The organism is Algimonas ampicilliniresistens, from assembly GCF_030159955.1.
GTDB classification, from domain to species: domain Bacteria; phylum Pseudomonadota; class Alphaproteobacteria; order Caulobacterales; family Maricaulaceae; genus Litorimonas; species Litorimonas ampicilliniresistens.
Window position 1 is genome coordinate 465,009 of the sequence record NZ_BSNK01000002.1, and the last position, 15,974, is coordinate 480,982.

Here is a 15,974-nt window from a genome sequence, read left to right on the forward strand (position 1 = left end):
AAAATCAAGACTGGCTAATCGGCCCCAACCGCATCCGCGACGGACGCGAACCCGTCCGCTTTGAGCCTCGCGCTGAGGTCGTCGCAAATTTCCCGCACCAGCTGCGGCCCGTGGAACACTAGCGCCGAGTAAAGTTGCACGGCCTTCGCCCCAGCCCGGATCTTGGCGTAGGCTTGTTCACCCGATCCAATCCCGCCAACGCCGATCAGATCGATCCGGCCTTCGGTCGCGTCATAGAAGTGCGATAGAAGCCGGGTCGATTTTTCAAACAAGGGTTGCCCTGACAGCCCCCCCGCTTCGTCTGCCCAGCGTGAGCCAATGGAGTCCGGGCGGTCGATGGTCGTATTAGACACAATAATAGCATCAAATGCATAAGTCCGGACTTGCTCCACCACGCGCGGAACATCCGCCACGTCCAGATCTGGGGCGACCTTGAGGAAGAGCGGGTAATTCGGACCGCTTGCTGACAGTTTGGCCCGGGCTTGGGCGAGCCGTTCCAATAATTCGTCCATTTCGTCTGCGCCTTGCAGTTTGCGCAAGCCGGGCGTGTTGGGGGAGCTGACATTGATGGTGAAGTAATCGCATAAGCCCCAGAGGCGGCTCAACCCTTCGACATAATCCGCGACCCGGTCCTTGCTGTCTTTATTGGCGCCCAGATTGGCGCCGACCAGTCCGGGTCTGCCATGGCGCGCCCGAAGACGACGGGCGAAAGCATCAAGGCCTTCATTGTTGAACCCCATGCGATTGATAACCGCCTCATGCTCCGGCAGGCGGAACAGGCGTGGTTTGGGATTGCCCGCTTGAGGTCGGGGCGTGACCGTGCCGCATTCGACAAAGCCAAAGCCCGCGCCCAACATCGCGTCCGGCACCTCGGCATTTTTATCGAAGCCCGCGGCCAGCCCGACAGGATTGGGCAAATAAAGCCCGCCGACATGTGTGCGCAGCTCGGGCCGGTCAATGATTCCGTCTTTGGGACCCAGACCCGCGCGCAACAAACGCACCGTCGTCACATGGGCGGTTTCAGCGGGTAGGCGGCGCAACACACTGGTACCAGTCTTATAGATAAGGCTCATAATTGGGCTCTGACGGATGACGTTTTAGCGGGATAGGTTCGGCAGGGCATAGCCGCCGTCCGCATTCGGATGCAACGTCCAGTGCCGCGCAATCACCGACAGACTGAGGGCCTCATAAAGGTGCGGGAAGAGCGAGCCATCGCGCGCAGGCTCCCACCGTAGATCCCGCTGCTGCAAAGCGGATAGGGGAATTTCCGCCAAAACTAATGTCCCGGCGTCTTTATAGTGGCGGTCGAGCGTGCCTTGGAGTTGCGCGGTCGTGGAGAAATGGATGAACCCGTCGGTCTGATCCAGATCGCTGCCAGACGATTGCTCATCCCGACGCAAGACGGCCCATTCTTCGGGGGTCAGGATTTTATAGATAGTCCGGTCTGTTGGGATCGATGGCTGCATGGGCGCGCGCTAGCGGCTGCACAGGATGAGGGCAAGACGGCAAGGCGTGCGCACAAAGATTGCTCTCCGCCCTGCAATCCCGGCTCTGGCCCGCCCTCAAGCTCGCAGGACCGCCGCTTTTGCCTTTGGGTCTCCTCGATTGAACAATGGAGGGATCACCATGCGCCGATTAGGCTTTACATTAGGATTGGGGGCGGCCGTGGCCGCATTGCCCGCTGTCGCCATGGCGCAAGACGTCACAACAGTGATTGAGGCGGCCAATTCGACCGCCTTTATCTTCAACACGCTATTGTTCCTGATCGGGGGTTTCCTTGTGATGTGGATGGCGGCTGGTTTTGCGATGCTGGAAGCGGGCTTCGTCCGCACCAAAAATGTCTCCATGCAGTGCCTCAAGAATATCGCCCTCTATTCCGTTGCGGGTCTGATGTTCTGGGCGATGGGCTACAACTTCCTCTATTCCGGCGGGTCGGAATTTATCGGCATCGGGGCATTCGGCCCCTACGGAATGGACCCGGTTGGCCTTGACGCGGGTTCTGTCGAAGCCAGCGCGCAACTTGCCAGTGATCTGGTCGGGACCGGTTACTCGACAGCCTCGGATTGGTTTTTCCAGATGGTGTTCTGCGCCACGACCGCCTCGATTGTGTCCGGCACTATTGCTGAGCGCGTCAAGTTCTGGCCCTTCATTCTCTTCGTCGTGGTCTTGACCGGCTTCATCTATCCGGTTGTCGCTAGCTGGGAGTGGGGCACAGGCTTTCTTGATGATATGGGTTTCTCTGACTTTGCCGGGTCGACGCTTGTGCACAGTACGGGCGGTTGGGCGGCCTTGGTTGGTGCCATCATCATCGGGCCGCGTTTGGGTAAATATGTCGGCGGCAAAGTGCATCCGATCCCGGCCAGCAATATTCCGCTCGCCACTTTGGGTATGTTTATTCTGTGGCTCGGTTGGTTCGGCTTTAACGGTGCGTCGCAACTGGCCGCCGGGACGATTGCGGATGTCGCGGATGTCTCGCGTATCTTCGTCAACACCAACATGGCCGCTGCGGGCGGTGTCATCGCAGCGATCATCTACACGCAGCTCCGTTATAAGAAGATCGATGTAACGCTCGCTATTAACGGCGCGCTCGCAGGCCTCGTCGCCATCACGGCAGAACCTCTGGCCCCGTCTGTCGGTCTGTCGGTTATCATCGGAGCGATCGGTTCGATCCTGGCTTGTTTGACCGTGCCATTGCTCGACAAGTTCAAGATTGATGATGTCGTCGGCGCGATCCCAGTACACCTCGTCGCTGGTATTTTCGGCACACTGATCGTGCCGCTATCGAACAGCGATGCAAGCTACGGTGTCCAAGCGATCGGTGTCGGCGCCACAGCCGTCTTCGTCTGTGCGATCTCTGCCGTCGTCTGGTTCCTGCTCAAAGTGACCATCGGGCTGCGCCCGTCAGAAGAAGATGAAATCGTTGGTCTCGACCAAGCCGAGATCGGGGTGCCCGCCTATCCGGAATTCGTCCCGGGATAAGTCCTGGCTAGACAGAGTTTACGCTGCGCCTCAACTTTGATCGCAAGGCGCAGCGTTCCAAATCCCCTCGTGAGGCCAGGTCGGCTTCACACACCTTCCCCGCCCTGCTTTTCAGCAGAGGCGGGGTTTTTTCGTCGAAAGTTTGTGCGCGGATCGTCAATCCTCGACGCGTTCCCGTTCTCATCAGCGCATCTGACCGCACATCGTTAGGGCGTCCCGCAAGCGAGTCCCTGAACGAGGCTCTAATAATTTGGGGATGTGATGATGTTATCAAACATGAAATCTGTTGGGCTAGCGGCGTCTTTAGGCGCTCTGCTATGTGCCGTGGGTACACCGGCTCTGGCGCAAGAGGCCGCGCCGACCATCAACTCTGGCGATACAGCTTGGATTTTGACGGCAACGGCTCTGGTTCTGTTTATGACGTTGCCGGGGCTGGCGCTCTTCTATGGCGGCTTAGTCCGGGCGAAGAATTACCTCTCAGTCCTCATGAAAGTGTTCGCCATCGCGGCCTTGGCCAGTCTGGTCTGGATCGTGGCGGGTTACTCCATCGCGTTTGGCGGTGACGGCCTCTGGTGGGGGGGTCTGTCGAAGGCGTTCTCCAATGTTGGCACAGAATCAGTCTCGGGCACCATTCCAGAAAATGTCTTTCTTGCCTTCCAGATGACCTTCGCGATCATTACGCCCGCTTTGATTGTCGGGGCTTTTGTCGAACGCGTGAAGTTTCTGCCCGTCATGATCTTCACGGCGGTGTGGTTGCTAGTCGTCTATGCGCCCGTCGCCCATTGGATTTGGGGCGGCGGCTATTTGGCTCAGACGTTTGGTACGGTCGATTTTGCGGGCGGCCTCGTCGTCCACGCAACGGCGGGTGTCTCAGCCCTGATCTATGTGTTCCTGCTGGGTCCTCGGAAGGGCTTTCCTACGGACCTATCTGTTCCGCATCGGCCGGGCCTGGTCATGGTCGGCGCGGCCATGCTTTGGGTGGGGTGGTTCGGCTTTAATGGCGGCAGCCAGTTGGCGGCCGACGGCGGTGCAGGCATGGCGCTTCTGGTGACCCATGTCGCCGCGTCCGTCGCGACGCTCGTTTGGATTGCGCTGGAAGCCATGCAGTCCCGCAAACCGACCCTTGTCGGGGCGGCGACGGGGACCATCGCGGGGCTGGCAACAGTGACGCCAGCTGCGGGCGTGCTCGGACCTGGCGGCGCGATCCTGATGGGTTTGGCGGGCGGTCTCGTCTGTTACGGTGCGGTCAATCTGTTCCGCGTCCGTATGAAGATCGACGATAGTCTTGATGTTTTTGCGGTGCACGGCGTTGGCGGGATGCTCGGAATTTTGCTGCTACCCTTCCTGTCCGCGACGGTCTTAGGCGGGACGGGCGAGGGCGTGTTTGTCGATCAGCTTCTAAGCTTGCTCATCGTTGTCGCTTGGACCGCATTTGCGACCACGATCATTCTGCTACTGCTGAAGGTCACGCTCGGTCTGCGCGTCACGGAAGAGCAAGAATATGAAGGGCTCGATACCAGTCTGCACGGCGAAAGCGCCTATAACTAATCGGTAAATCTACCGCTTCTCGTTAAAAACGAGAGGCGGTAGGTAGATTTGTCGGCCCGGATGGGCGAGGGCGCGCAAGCGTCCTTTTTTGTATGAGCAGATCATTATGACTCGACTTAAAAACAAACACGCCGTCATCACGGGGGCGGCCCGCGGGATTGGTGAAGGGATTGCCCGCGCCTTTATCACCGAAGGCGCACAAGTCTTACTGACGGATATCAACACTGCGCTCGGCCAATCCCTTGCGAAAGAGATCGGCGCTGAGTTTATGAAACTGGATGTTCAGTCTGAGGCGGATTGGGACGCGCTGGCGACGGCACGCCCGCAGATCGACATCCTCGTCAATAATGCGGGTGTGACGGGGTTTGAAAATGGTGTCGGGCCGCATGATCCGGAAAACGCGTCGCTAGACAATTGGCGCGCTGTCCATGCTGTGAACACGGACGGCACATTCCTCGGTTGCCGCTACGCGATCCGCGCGATGCGGGAGTCTGGGGGTGGTGCGATCATCAATATCTCGTCGCGTTCTGGTCTGGTCGGCATTCCGGGCGCGAGCGCCTACGCCGCCTCCAAAGCCGCGATCCGGAATCACACCAAGTCTGTGGCGCTTTATTGCGCGCAACAAGGCCTCGATATTCGCTGCAACTCGGTTCACCCAGCGGCGATCCTGACGCCGATGTGGGAACCGATGTTGGGGGAAGGTGAGGCCCGCGAAGCGACCATGGCGGCGCTGGTGAAGGATACGCCGATGCAGCGCTTCGGCACAGTCGATGAAGTCGCCGCGCTCTGTGTCTTGCTGGCCTCTGACGAGGCTCGCTACATCACGGGCGCAGAAATGACGATTGATGGCGGCTTGTTGGCCGGGTCCGCCGCAACACCGGGATAAAGTCAGCCCAACCCCATTTGTTTGCTCTGCGCCCCTTGACCGCATAGGGATATAATCCTAGCTCTCTGAGCCTATGTTTTCTCACACGGATATCTGGAACGCGCTGGATCGTTTGGCGAATGCGCTGTCGACATCGCCGTCAGGTTTGGCGCGAAAAGCGGGCTTAGATCCGACCACCTTCAACAAGTCCAAGCGCCAGAGCCCGTCGGGCAAAGATCGCTGGCCGTCGACCGAAAGCCTGTCCAAAGTGCTCGCCACGGTGGAAATGACATTCGAAGATTTCGCGCGTTTTTCTGATCAGACACATGCGCGCGGGCCGAGTGTCCCGCTGATTGGCCACGCGCAGGCGGGTGATAGTGGTTTCTTCGATGATAGTGGTTTTCCCGTCGGCGGCGGGTGGGATGATGTCCGGGTACCGGGCGTCAGTGACCCTGGCACATATTGTCTACAGATTGCGGGGGACAGCATGTCGCCTGTCATGCGCGCAGGTGACCGGGTCGTGGTGTCGCCCAATGAGCCAGTCCGGCGCGGCGACCGGGTCGTGGTCAAAACGATTGAAGGCGAAGTGATGGCGAAAGAATTACACCGCCTGTCCGAAACGCAGATTGAGCTCATCTCGCTGAACCCGGACTATGATGACCGGATCATTCCACGCCAACAGATCGTCTGGATCGCCCGAATCGTCTGGATCGGGCAGTAGGGCGCTGATGATGTGCGATCGGTTGTGAGGCCGATCTAAGGCTTATTCTCGACCAACCATCCCGTCAAATCATCCGTTCTCGCATCGACCCAATGGGCCTCGCGCGTTGTGCCGGATGCGCGCGTGACTTTTGGTGTACGGCCCCAATCGGGTTCGTCGCCGACCAGTACGGTTGTCATGCCCATCTGCTTTGGAATTTCTAAATTGCGGACCGTGTCCTCGAAGAAGATCGAGGTCGTCGGATCGATATCGAAGACGGAATTGAATGTCTCATAGGCCGCCCGTTTGGGCTTGGGGATGTAATGGGCATCCTCAATCGCAAAGCCACCCTCGAACAGATCGAGCAAGTTCAGATGACCCGCGACATTACGGATATGCCCGCGCGAACCATTGGTAAAAATCAGCTTTCGTCCCGGCAAAGCTTTGATGGCGGCGCGAAGTGCAGGCTGCGGGCTCAGCACTGACAAATCGACGTCATGGACGTAATCGAGAAATTCCGCCGGATCCATGCCGTGAATATCCATCAAGCCCGACAGGGTCGCGCCGTAATCATGGAAATATTCTTCTTGTAACTCACGTGCATGGTCGGGCTGGAGCGCCAAATGGCGAGAGATGAAGGTCGTCATTTTCTCGCCAATATCGGCAAAGAAACTGACGTCAGCCCGGTAGAGCGTATTGTCCAGATCGAAGATCCAGGTGCGGATGTTAGCGAGATCCATAGAAAGTAAACTAGCGCCGTAAGCCGCCGGGCAGAGGGGCTGCGAAGTCGGCATCCGTTAATCGCATGCGTGCGCCCGGTTCTTCGGTCGGGACCGGGCGGAACGGTGCGACCGTATAGCCTTGCTCGAGGCACATATCATTGCCGAGCGCGTCAAACTTGGACTCCGCGATACAGAATTGCGCTGGCGCAGCGGCGACTGTGCGCAGGCGTAGGTCTGAGCCGTCTTCGGCTTCTTGGATGGCAAAGACGTGCGCCTCTGTTCCAGTCAATGACATATCTAGCGGGCGAGTACATTCCCCCGCTAGCGCCCGCCACCAACCACGGGAGCGCCATTGCCCATCATCACGCGTGGCGACCGCAGCCCAAACTGTTGCGCTGCTCTGATTGCAGACTTCAAGCCCAACCGTATCGCCGACTTTCTGGGCGGCTTCGATCAATGCGCGCATCAATGGCTCCCCAGTGAGCGTCGTGCTGAGACCATTATCGGACCGGAAGGTTCGCAGCAGGCGCGACGTCCGGCGTCCGGTCAGCCCGTCGATCCGAGAAATATCATAGCCTGCATCGCGAAGCAGACGCTGTTGCGCGGCGACCACGGCCTTATCCCGACCATAATCCGACGGTTCGACCAGTTTGGTCACAGGCTCGCCCGGACGGACGGCAAAGTAATTGCGAAAGGTTCGGTTAGCGAGGCGGCAATCCTCCGTCGCATCAGAGACGAAATCCGCCTCATCATCAACGCAGAGCGGCGTGGTACCCTTCCATTCGCGCACGCCGCCTTGGTGCAAATCGATACTTTCGGCGAACAGGAAGCGTGGTCCGGTGATCGGCGTGGTGACAATCAGGCAGGATCCGGGAAGCACTTCATCCCAGCCTTTAGCCGCCATCCGCGCGCCGCGCAGAAACGCGCTGGCCGTACGCAGAACATAAGAAGTTTCGTTGCAAATCTGCCATTCACGAGTTTGGCCGACCAGCGTCGGATCGGGCGGTATGATCTGAGACGCAGGGCGATCATCCGCATTCTGGGCAAAAGCAGGTAGGGCGAGCAGACAGGTCGCCACCGTGAGGAATGCCTGAGTAAGGATCCGAGCTGGTGGCGATCCATTAGGCATGGATGAGCGTCCCCGCGCCTTCGTCAGTGAAGAGCTCAACCAGCAGGCCGTGCGCGCGGCGTCCATCGAGAATGACGACCGCCTCGACCCCACCCGCGACGGCGTCCATCGCTGTCGTAAGTTTCGGAATCATGCCGCCTTGCGCAGTGCCGTCATCGATCAGAGTCTGGACATCCTGTCGCGAAAGGTCGGTCAGTAGACGCTTATCCTTATCCATCACGCCTTCGACATCGGTCATCAGCATCAACCGTGACGCGCCCAGAGCGGCAGCCAGTGTTCCAGCGGCTGTGTCAGCATTGATGTTAAACCCATCGCCATTTTCATCGGCAGAAATGGGCGAGACAACGGGAATGAACCCATCATCCGTCAATGTGGTAAGGACGCGCGTGTCAGTCGCGATCGGCACGCCGGTAAAGCCCAGCCCTTCGGCTTTGGGCGCAGCTGTAATCAGGCGCGCATCGCGACCGGATAAGCCAACGGCCCGTCCGCCCGCACAATTAATGGCAGAGACGATAGCCTTATTGATCGCACCGGATAGAACCATTTCCGCGACGCCGACCGTTTCCATATCTGAGATGCGTAACCCGTCCTTGAATTCAGTTTTGATATCGAGACGGCTCAGCATGGAACCAATTTGCGGGCCGCCGCCATGGACGACGACAGGTTGAACGCCGACTTGGCGTAACAGGACGATGTCGCGCGCAAAGTCGGCGGTGAGTTCCGGCGTGCTCATGGCATGACCGCCAAACTTGACGACGATGATGGCGCCGGCGTGGCGCTGGATAAAGGGCAGGGCGCGTGACAGGGTGGCGGCCGAGGTCCAGCCGCCTTCATTCTTACGGCGATTTTCGGCCATCTCTTGTTCCTGCGTCATTGGCCCGTCAATCATGGGCCGTCTATAGGGCCTCGATCGGCAGGGCCAAACTGGCAATTTCAGCGCGAAGCTCCGGCATACCGAGCCCTTTATCGGCACTGGTCAGCGCCACAACCGGGAAAGCGGCGGGGCGTTTAGCCAATTTTTTCGCCGTTTCTGCATGGACTCGTGCGAGTTGGCCTTTTTTCAGCTTATCCGCTTTGGTCAGCACGACCTGATAGGTCACAGCCGTTTCATCCAGCATGTTCATTAATTCTTGATCGACCGGCATCAGTCCGTGTCGGCTATCGACCAGCACAAACACGCGGCGAAGGGTCGCCCGCCCACGCAGAAAGGCGCGGGTTAGCTTATTCCAAGCAGCGATTTTATGCTTTGGCGCCTTCGCGTAGCCATAGCCCGGCAGATCGACCAGATATAGCCGGTCTTGGGCTGAGAAATAGTTGAGTTCTTGAGTCCGACCCGGCGTGTTGGACGCCCGCGCCAGCCCGCTTTGATTGGTCAGCGCATTAATCAATGTCGATTTGCCAACATTGGACCGTCCGGCGAAACAGACCTCGGTCAATCCCATTGGGGGTAATGTCTCAAGCGACACAGCCGATTTCATGAAGGTCACCGGACGGGCGAAGAGCAGTCGCCCATCCTCGATTTGCCCCGAATTATACTCGGCTACGATCGGCGTAAATGTTTTTGGATCGTCCATTACTCCGCCGTATCGACCGGATCGGGCCGACCGAAGATCTTGCGGAAGAACGCATCAACCGGCGTATCCACATCGTTCTTCTTGGTGATGTACCATTGCTGCAGGAAGGACAGAATGTTGTTCCAGACCCAGTAGAGCAGCAAGCCGGCGGGGAAGCTGGCCAAGATGAACATGAACAACCACGGCATCAGCTTGAAGATTTTCGCCTGTGTCGGATCACCAGTTGGCGGCGTCAGCATATACATCAAGCTCATTGATGCGCCGTAGAGAATGGCGAGCGGACCTAGCGCGATAAATGCGAGTATGCCTTCCGGACGTCCATTAAAGGGCAGGAAGCCGAAGCCGTTCAGAATCGAAATCGGCTCTGCCGCTGACAAATCCTGAATATAGCCAATGAACGGCTCGTGGCGCAGATCAATGTCGATAAACACGGCCTTATAAAGCGCGAAGAACACGAACATGGTCGGGATAATCGGGAGGCAACCCGCAGCCGGGTTGACGCCTTCCTTCTTATATAGGCCCATCATCTCCTGCTGAAGCTTGACGCGGTCGTCCTTGTAACGCTCCTGCATCTTCTTCACTTCAGGCATGACCTTTTTCATCTTGGCCTGGCTTTTATATTGCTTGTTAAACAGCGGGAACATGAGCAGCTTGATGAAGAAGGTCAGGGCTAGAATGCCGAGACCATAATTGCCGAGCATCTGGCCGAGTTTGGACAGCGCCCACATAATCGGGCGGACCAGAAGGCCCATGGCACCCCAATCGATGGCGCGGCTCATGCCGATGATGCCGAGATCCTCTTCATAGGCTTCCAGCACGGCGCGTTCTTTCGCTCCCGCATAGAGATAACCCGTCGAGGTCACGGAGGCGCCGGGTGTAATTGTCATCGCATCCGCGGTGTAAATGGCGTCCCAGACAGCTTTCCCGTCAATCAGGGAATGACGGTAATCGACAGTCGTGCGGCCATCTTGCGGCGCGATCGCGGCATGCAGCCAGTATTTATCGGTCAGACCGGTCCAGCCAGCTTCGCCTGATTCCGTCCAGCTTTTCTTGACCGTCTTTTTATAGGTTTGGTCGTGATAGCTATCGTCGAGAACCGAGATCGGCCCTTCTTGAATGATAAAGAAGTTGGTCAGGCCCAGAGGCATGGTGATCTGCCGGGCCACGCCGCGGCGGGCCAAAGTCACGGGTTGGCTGCCTGTATTGGTCAGAACATCATCGGTCGTGATCAGGAAGTGATCGTCGACTGAGAGAGTGCGGGTCACGTCGACGCCGCCAATATTCGTTTGCAGCACGACCGGGGTCGTCGGGGTTAGCGTGGTGCCAGACACCACAGCCCAAGCTGTATCGAGGCCAAGATTGTCCCCGGCCATACCAGGCATGGTCCAGTTATCGGCGACTAGCGAGGCGCGTTCTCCGCCGACCGGTGAGAGCAATTCGACCTGCCCATCCTCTGGGTTCAGCGTTTTATCATAATCGTTGAGCGTAATGTCATCGAGGCGCGAGCCCGTCGTCAACAAGCTGCCGCGAATGCCGGGAGCATCGATCTCAATGCGCGCGCCAGTGGCGACCAGTACTTCGCGTGGTTGATCAACCAGAGCGACTTCGGCTGATGCCGAAGGAGACGTCGCAACGGCTTGCTCAGCGTTAAGCCGTTCCATTTCCAGCTCAGCATCGGCGCGTGCCGCTTGCTGCGTCGGCAGGACGAAAAAGAAATAATAGGCCATGAACACAAGGCCCGACAGGACCATGGCCAGGATGAATCTGCGCTGGTCTTCCATAAGGGGTGCTCAGGCTGAAAAAGTGAATCGGAAATCGGCGCGAGAGTGCGCCCGACAGGGTTACGTTTGTGTGCGGTGTTGGTCGGGGCTTTGCCCCGGACTGGGGGCAGATTGCAAGACTGATTGCAGGGCGCGGCGTCCGTCTTGCAGTAGTTGATCCCAATCGCGGACCGGAGTCTTGTCGCGGGCGATTAAAACATAGTCGTGACCGGGACGTCCGAGGCTGGGGAGAAGCTGCCGCGCGACTTCGCGCAGGCGGCGTTTGGCGCGGTTGCGAATGACCGCATTGCCGATGCGTTTGGTTGCCGTCACGCCGTAGCGGATCGTTTGATGATCTGGATTGGCCCGGCATTGCACGACAATGGCTCCGCGCGCAGCATAGTCGCCCTCTCGGACATGCAAAAACTCGGAACGCTGTTTCAGCGTCCCGAGTTTTTTAATCTCGGATTGGGTCATGGGCTTGCGCCCGGACACTTAATCTACGCAGAAAGGACCTTACGGCCCTTGGCGCGGCGGCGCGCCAGAACGGCGCGGCCATTTTTAGTTGCCATGCGCGAGCGGAAGCCGTGACGGCGAGCGCGGACAAGGTTGGACGGCTGAAAAGTACGTTTCATCTGGCTACTCTAAGAAAAAGACGGCCCTTACGCGGTCGTAGGACGGGTCAAAATTACAGACGCGGCCATTATGGGCGCGCACGGATGAAGTCAAGCGAGGCTTTCAGACGTCTGAGCGTCAACTGACGCTCAGACTATTGAGCGGCAGGCTACTCTTCAGCGGTCATATCGTCATCTTTTTTGTCCCAACCGAGTTTTTCCGACAGGTTGAGGTCAAACTCTGGCATCGGATCGTCGCGGTTGGCGTCCTCGGCCAGATAGGTGTCCATCCAGCGCATCAGACGATAGGCGTAATCCGTCCGTGACGCCGCGTTACGATTGCCGTGTCCTTCATTCGGATAGAAGACGAGCCGGACCGGTGTGTCGGCCCGCACCTTCATGGAGCGGTAGAGCTCCATCGACTGGCTCGGATGGACGCGCGTATCTTTCTCGCCATGCATGATGAGGGTCGGCGTCGTTGATTTCCCTGCATGGAAAATCGGAGACCGTTCCAGCAAGTTCATCCAATTATCTTCCCATGGCCATTTCAGCGAATGCACCAGATGCATTTCGTTTGGAATGTCGCTAGTGCCGAATTTCGAGACCTGGTTGGAAATACCGACGAACGGGACGGCCGCCGCGAAGTGCTCTGATTGCGCCGTTGCGCCCCACATTGAGGCGTAGCCGCCATAGGACCCGCCTGTGATACCGACGCGGTCCTTATCCACGATCCCGGCCTCGACCAGTGCATCGACGGCGTCAGTGAGATCATTAAACTCAGCGCCCGCATAATCGTTCTGATGCTCTTTGGCGAAGGCGACGCCCCGGGCCGTTGAGCCGCGATAGTTGGGATAGAAAACAGCGTAACCGTCGCCCGCGCCGAACTGGCCAGGACGCGAATAGGCGGTCAGCCAACCATCGGAATCATGGGATTCTGGACCGCCATGAACGGTCATGATGAGCGGCCAGCCCCCCGCAGGCTTGTCGCCATTGGGCGTGATCAGCAGGCCTTCGATCTGGCGACCATCCCGTGCGGCAAAGGTGAAGGTCGTTTGCGGCGCGAGCGTGATGTCTTCCAGCCAGCTATTGATGTTTGTGAGTTTTTCCACGCGCCCCTGCTCAGCGGCAAAGACTTCGCGCGGATGGGCGGGGCTATCAGCCGTGAAGAAGAGTGCGCCGCCGCTGCCGACTTCCACATTGCGAACCACGATGTCGCTTGGTGTAGCGAACGTCCGCTCCGCCGTGCCTGTCAGGCTGTAGGACACAAGTGCGCTTTCGACGCCGCGGTGAGCATTGGCCAAGATGGAGTCATTATCTAACCATTCGACGTCAGTCACATGCTGAAGCGCGTTTGGCGTCAATTGCTGGAAGCTGCCATCACTGATGTTGGCGACCATCAGAACGCCGGTTGCTGTGTCGTGAATGTCTGTGCCGGCATTAAAAGCGATACGCTGATTATCCGGTGAAATGACATAGGTTCCCAGTTTGCCAGGCGTCGGAATTTCAACCCGAAGATCACCTGTTTTCGGATCGAGTACATGGAGACGGGTTTTCATCAACCCATCATCGACCAACGCTGTCGGCGCGGCGGCGACAACTAAGGTTTGGCCATTAGGGGATAGTTCCAAACTGGTGACATGTTTATCGTCAAAGAGTTTTGACGCCTTTTCGTCACCGCCTAACGAAGCGGTCCAAACGGCTCTCAGGGTCTGATCTTCTTCATAGGCGTAGGCATCAAAGCCCTTTTTCGCCAGCTTGGATTTGTCGTCATCCTTTTCCGTGGCTACAAAGAAGAGCGTGTCGCCATCGGGCGCGATGGCATAATCGCCCAAGCTTGTTTCATGCCGGAAAACTTGTGTGGCTTCGCCGCCGCTCAGAGAAATAGCGTAAAGTGCATTGTGTTTATCGTCACCGCGCCGGGTTCGGAAATAAACGGTTTGCCCGTCCGGACTAAACTGCAAACCGCTGACACTGCGTTCTGCGGTTGTGAACAGAACAGGCGCTGCGTCAGGGCGCATGATGTAAAGCTGGCTATTGGAACCGCCATCATCTTCGCCGGCATGCAGGTCTGGATATTTTGAAACCGTATAGGCGATGGTCTGCCCATCAGGTGCAACGGTCAGATTTCCCGCATTCTGGATTTTTGCAATATCATGAATTTCCATTGGCGCGGCTAAAGCCGGGGCCGTTGCGATAGCCAGAGCGGAGACTAATCCAGCAAGTGTGGAGATCGTTTTCATAACATGTCCTCAAGGTAGCATTGATGGTCTGTGCACCCCCTACACAGAAAACAGATGCGAACTCTAGTGGTCACAAGCGACATAAAGAAAAGTTGAACAAATAAAGATCGGGGTCGGGCTGGCGGCTCATCTCTGCGGAAGCGTGATGTAGACTAATTTATCGTCTATTGGCTCTCGCCAATGTGATCGGTCGTGTGCAGCCTGTTCATGTTGAGCGCGTTAGACACATCCGTGTTACACAGGAATATGACCCATGATCCGCAGCTTATTGCTCTCTATCGCGCTTGTGAGCGCCGCTGTTCCGGCCTTTGCCATGAATAGCGCTACATCCGATTATGCCGATGTGCTTAAACGGCACCTTTCGCCTGGCCCTGACGGGATATTGCTGTTCGATTACGCGGCTGTGCATGAGGGTGACGATCATGCAGTGATCGAAGCCTTTATTGAAGATCAAGCGGCGCGCGCGCCGTCTGAAATGGATGAGGCCGAGGCGCTTGCCTATTGGGCTAACCTCTACAATGCCGTGACGTTGGATGTGGTGCTGGACAATTATCCGCTCAATTCCATCCGCCAATTCGGCCTGTTCAACACAGGGCCATGGGACAAGGAATTGGTCACGGTCGAAGGTGAGGCGTTGAGCCTGAACAATATCGAACATGGCATCATGCGCGCGGAATACCCGTCGCCTTACATCCATTACATGGTCAATTGCGCCAGCATTGGCTGCCCGAACTTGATGGACCGCTTGTGGGAGGCCGAGACGTTGGAGGTCGATCAAAAAGCGGCCGCCGCAGCCTACATCAATAGCGACAGGGGGCTAACGCTGAGCAACGGCACGATCTCTATCTCGAAAATCTACAAATGGTATGCCGCTGATTTCGGCAGCAAGGATGATCTGCGAACGCACCTCGCAACCTATGCGACGGGCGAACGGCTCGATGCGCTGACGGGCGGTGATCGCTTCCGGGGGTCACACTATAGTTGGGATCTGAACCGGAAATAGTCTCTAAGACTATGCCGACTTTCAATCGATCCAAAACATTCGTCTATGCGGATGACAAAGCCCACAAGACAAGCGATGACGACCTTAATCATGACAGCTGAACCGACAGACACACCATCCTCCAAACCGCTTTGGAAGCGCCTGCTGCCGCTGGCTATAATCGCGGCGGCGTTAGCGGCTTTCTTCGCCTTAGGCGGGCCGGACTATGTGTCGATGGACAGTTTACGCGATAATCGCGAATTTCTTTCGGGGCTGGTGGCGGATAATTTCGTCCTCGTTCTGCTCGGCTTTATTGCGACTTATGCCATACTGGTCGCGATCAGTTTTCCGGGCGCCAGCTTCCTGTCCATTTTCGGAGGGTTCCTGTTTGGCGCGTTGGTCGGTGGGTTCGGCATCGTGGTCGGCGCCACGCTGGGCGCGACCGGGATTTTCCTAGCCGCGCGTTATGCATTTGGCGATGCGCTGTCGAAAAAGGCGGGGCCCTATATGAAGAAGTTCGAAAAGGGCCTGAAAGAGAATGAACTCTCCTACCTTTTCATCCTGCGCCTGATCCCCGCCTTTCCCTTCTTTATCGTCAATATCGTCCCGGCTTTGTTTGATGTGAAGCTGCGCAATTATATGCTGAGCACGTTTTTCGGCATCATTCCCGGCGCGCTAGTTTACGCCAGCGTCGGTGCGGGCATTGGGGCAATTTTCGATGCGGGCGGTGAAGCCAAACTTGGCGGCTTGATGCTGCAGCCCAAAGTAATCCTGCCGATCCTCGGTCTGATCACATTGAGCCTGATTCCCATCATTTATAAAAAAATCAAAGGCACGCCCGCTGGCGTTGCAGAAGGCTAA

16 protein-coding genes are annotated in these 15,974 nt (G+C 57.5%); 6 read left to right on the plus strand and 10 right to left on the minus strand.

What is annotated here, in order from left to right:
- Positions 1 to 14: 14 nt before the first annotated feature.
- Positions 15 to 1,073: a quinone-dependent dihydroorotate dehydrogenase gene (locus QQL54_RS10200; protein WP_284390302.1), complete on the minus strand. Its 1,059-nt coding sequence runs from the start codon at positions 1,071 to 1,073 to the stop codon at positions 15 to 17.
- Between the two features lie 24 nt (positions 1,074 to 1,097).
- Complete coding sequence (locus tag QQL54_RS10205; RefSeq protein WP_284390304.1) at positions 1,098 to 1,466, minus strand: DUF952 domain-containing protein; 369 nt, start codon at positions 1,464 to 1,466, stop codon at positions 1,098 to 1,100.
- A 160-nt stretch (positions 1,467 to 1,626) separates the two neighbouring features.
- Here QQL54_RS10205 and QQL54_RS10210 point away from each other — a divergent pair, with 160 nt between their 5' ends.
- The 4 genes from QQL54_RS10210 to QQL54_RS10225 all read left to right on the plus strand — a co-directional run bounded on the left by QQL54_RS10210 (position 1,627) and on the right by QQL54_RS10225 (position 6,113).
- A complete protein-coding gene (locus tag QQL54_RS10210) occupies positions 1,627 to 2,979 on the plus strand; it encodes an ammonium transporter family protein (protein ID WP_284390306.1) in 1,353 nt (450 codons plus the stop codon).
- 264 nt (positions 2,980 to 3,243) lie between these two features.
- On the plus strand, positions 3,244 to 4,527 hold the full coding sequence (locus QQL54_RS10215; protein ID WP_431355937.1) for an ammonium transporter: 1,284 nt from the start codon (positions 3,244 to 3,246) through the stop codon (positions 4,525 to 4,527).
- Between the two features lie 106 nt (positions 4,528 to 4,633).
- The gene (locus QQL54_RS10220) at positions 4,634 to 5,413 is read left to right on the plus strand and encodes an SDR family oxidoreductase (protein WP_284390310.1); all 780 of its coding nucleotides are present in this window, start codon (positions 4,634 to 4,636) and stop codon (positions 5,411 to 5,413) included.
- 73 nt (positions 5,414 to 5,486) lie between these two features.
- Complete coding sequence (locus QQL54_RS10225) at positions 5,487 to 6,113, plus strand: S24 family peptidase (RefSeq protein WP_284390312.1); 627 nt, start codon at positions 5,487 to 5,489, stop codon at positions 6,111 to 6,113.
- A gap of 35 nt (positions 6,114 to 6,148) precedes the next feature.
- On the opposite strand, the gene QQL54_RS10230 is transcribed toward QQL54_RS10225, so the two are convergent.
- From QQL54_RS10230 to QQL54_RS10265, 8 genes are all read right to left on the minus strand, one after another.
- Complete coding sequence (locus QQL54_RS10230; protein WP_284390314.1) at positions 6,149 to 6,832, minus strand: pyrimidine 5'-nucleotidase; 684 nt, start codon at positions 6,830 to 6,832, stop codon at positions 6,149 to 6,151.
- A gap of 10 nt (positions 6,833 to 6,842) precedes the next feature.
- Positions 6,843 to 7,943 (minus strand): DUF1036 domain-containing protein, encoded by a 1,101-nt coding sequence (locus QQL54_RS10235; protein ID WP_284390316.1) that lies wholly within the window; start codon positions 7,941 to 7,943, stop codon positions 6,843 to 6,845.
- Positions 7,936 to 8,799, minus strand: a complete 864-nt coding sequence (gene argB, locus QQL54_RS10240) for an acetylglutamate kinase (RefSeq protein ID WP_348520752.1) — start codon at positions 8,797 to 8,799, stop codon at positions 7,936 to 7,938. Before argB ends, QQL54_RS10235 begins: the two co-directional genes overlap by 8 nt.
- Positions 8,800 to 8,839: 40 nt before the next feature.
- A complete protein-coding gene (gene yihA, locus QQL54_RS10245) occupies positions 8,840 to 9,517 on the minus strand; it encodes a ribosome biogenesis GTP-binding protein YihA/YsxC (protein WP_284390323.1) in 678 nt (225 codons plus the stop codon).
- Positions 9,517 to 11,298: a membrane protein insertase YidC gene (gene yidC, locus QQL54_RS10250; RefSeq protein ID WP_284390325.1), complete on the minus strand. Its 1,782-nt coding sequence runs from the start codon at positions 11,296 to 11,298 to the stop codon at positions 9,517 to 9,519. Before yidC ends, yihA begins: the two co-directional genes overlap by 1 nt.
- Positions 11,299 to 11,358: 60 nt before the next feature.
- Positions 11,359 to 11,754, minus strand: a complete 396-nt coding sequence (gene rnpA / locus QQL54_RS10255; protein WP_284390327.1) for a ribonuclease P protein component — start codon at positions 11,752 to 11,754, stop codon at positions 11,359 to 11,361.
- A 23-nt stretch (positions 11,755 to 11,777) separates the two neighbouring features.
- The gene (gene rpmH / locus QQL54_RS10260; RefSeq protein ID WP_284390329.1) at positions 11,778 to 11,912 is read right to left on the minus strand and encodes a 50S ribosomal protein L34; all 135 of its coding nucleotides are present in this window, start codon (positions 11,910 to 11,912) and stop codon (positions 11,778 to 11,780) included.
- Between the two features lie 149 nt (positions 11,913 to 12,061).
- Complete coding sequence (locus tag QQL54_RS10265; protein WP_284390334.1) at positions 12,062 to 14,131, minus strand: S9 family peptidase; 2,070 nt, start codon at positions 14,129 to 14,131, stop codon at positions 12,062 to 12,064.
- Between the two features lie 253 nt (positions 14,132 to 14,384).
- Here QQL54_RS10265 and QQL54_RS10270 point away from each other — a divergent pair, with 253 nt between their 5' ends.
- A complete protein-coding gene (locus QQL54_RS10270; protein WP_284390336.1) occupies positions 14,385 to 15,134 on the plus strand; it encodes a DUF547 domain-containing protein in 750 nt (249 codons plus the stop codon).
- A gap of 75 nt (positions 15,135 to 15,209) precedes the next feature.
- Positions 15,210 to 15,974 carry a TVP38/TMEM64 family protein gene (locus tag QQL54_RS10275; RefSeq protein ID WP_284390338.1) on the plus strand — a complete coding sequence of 255 codons (765 nt, stop codon included), beginning with the start codon at positions 15,210 to 15,212 and terminating at the stop codon, positions 15,972 to 15,974.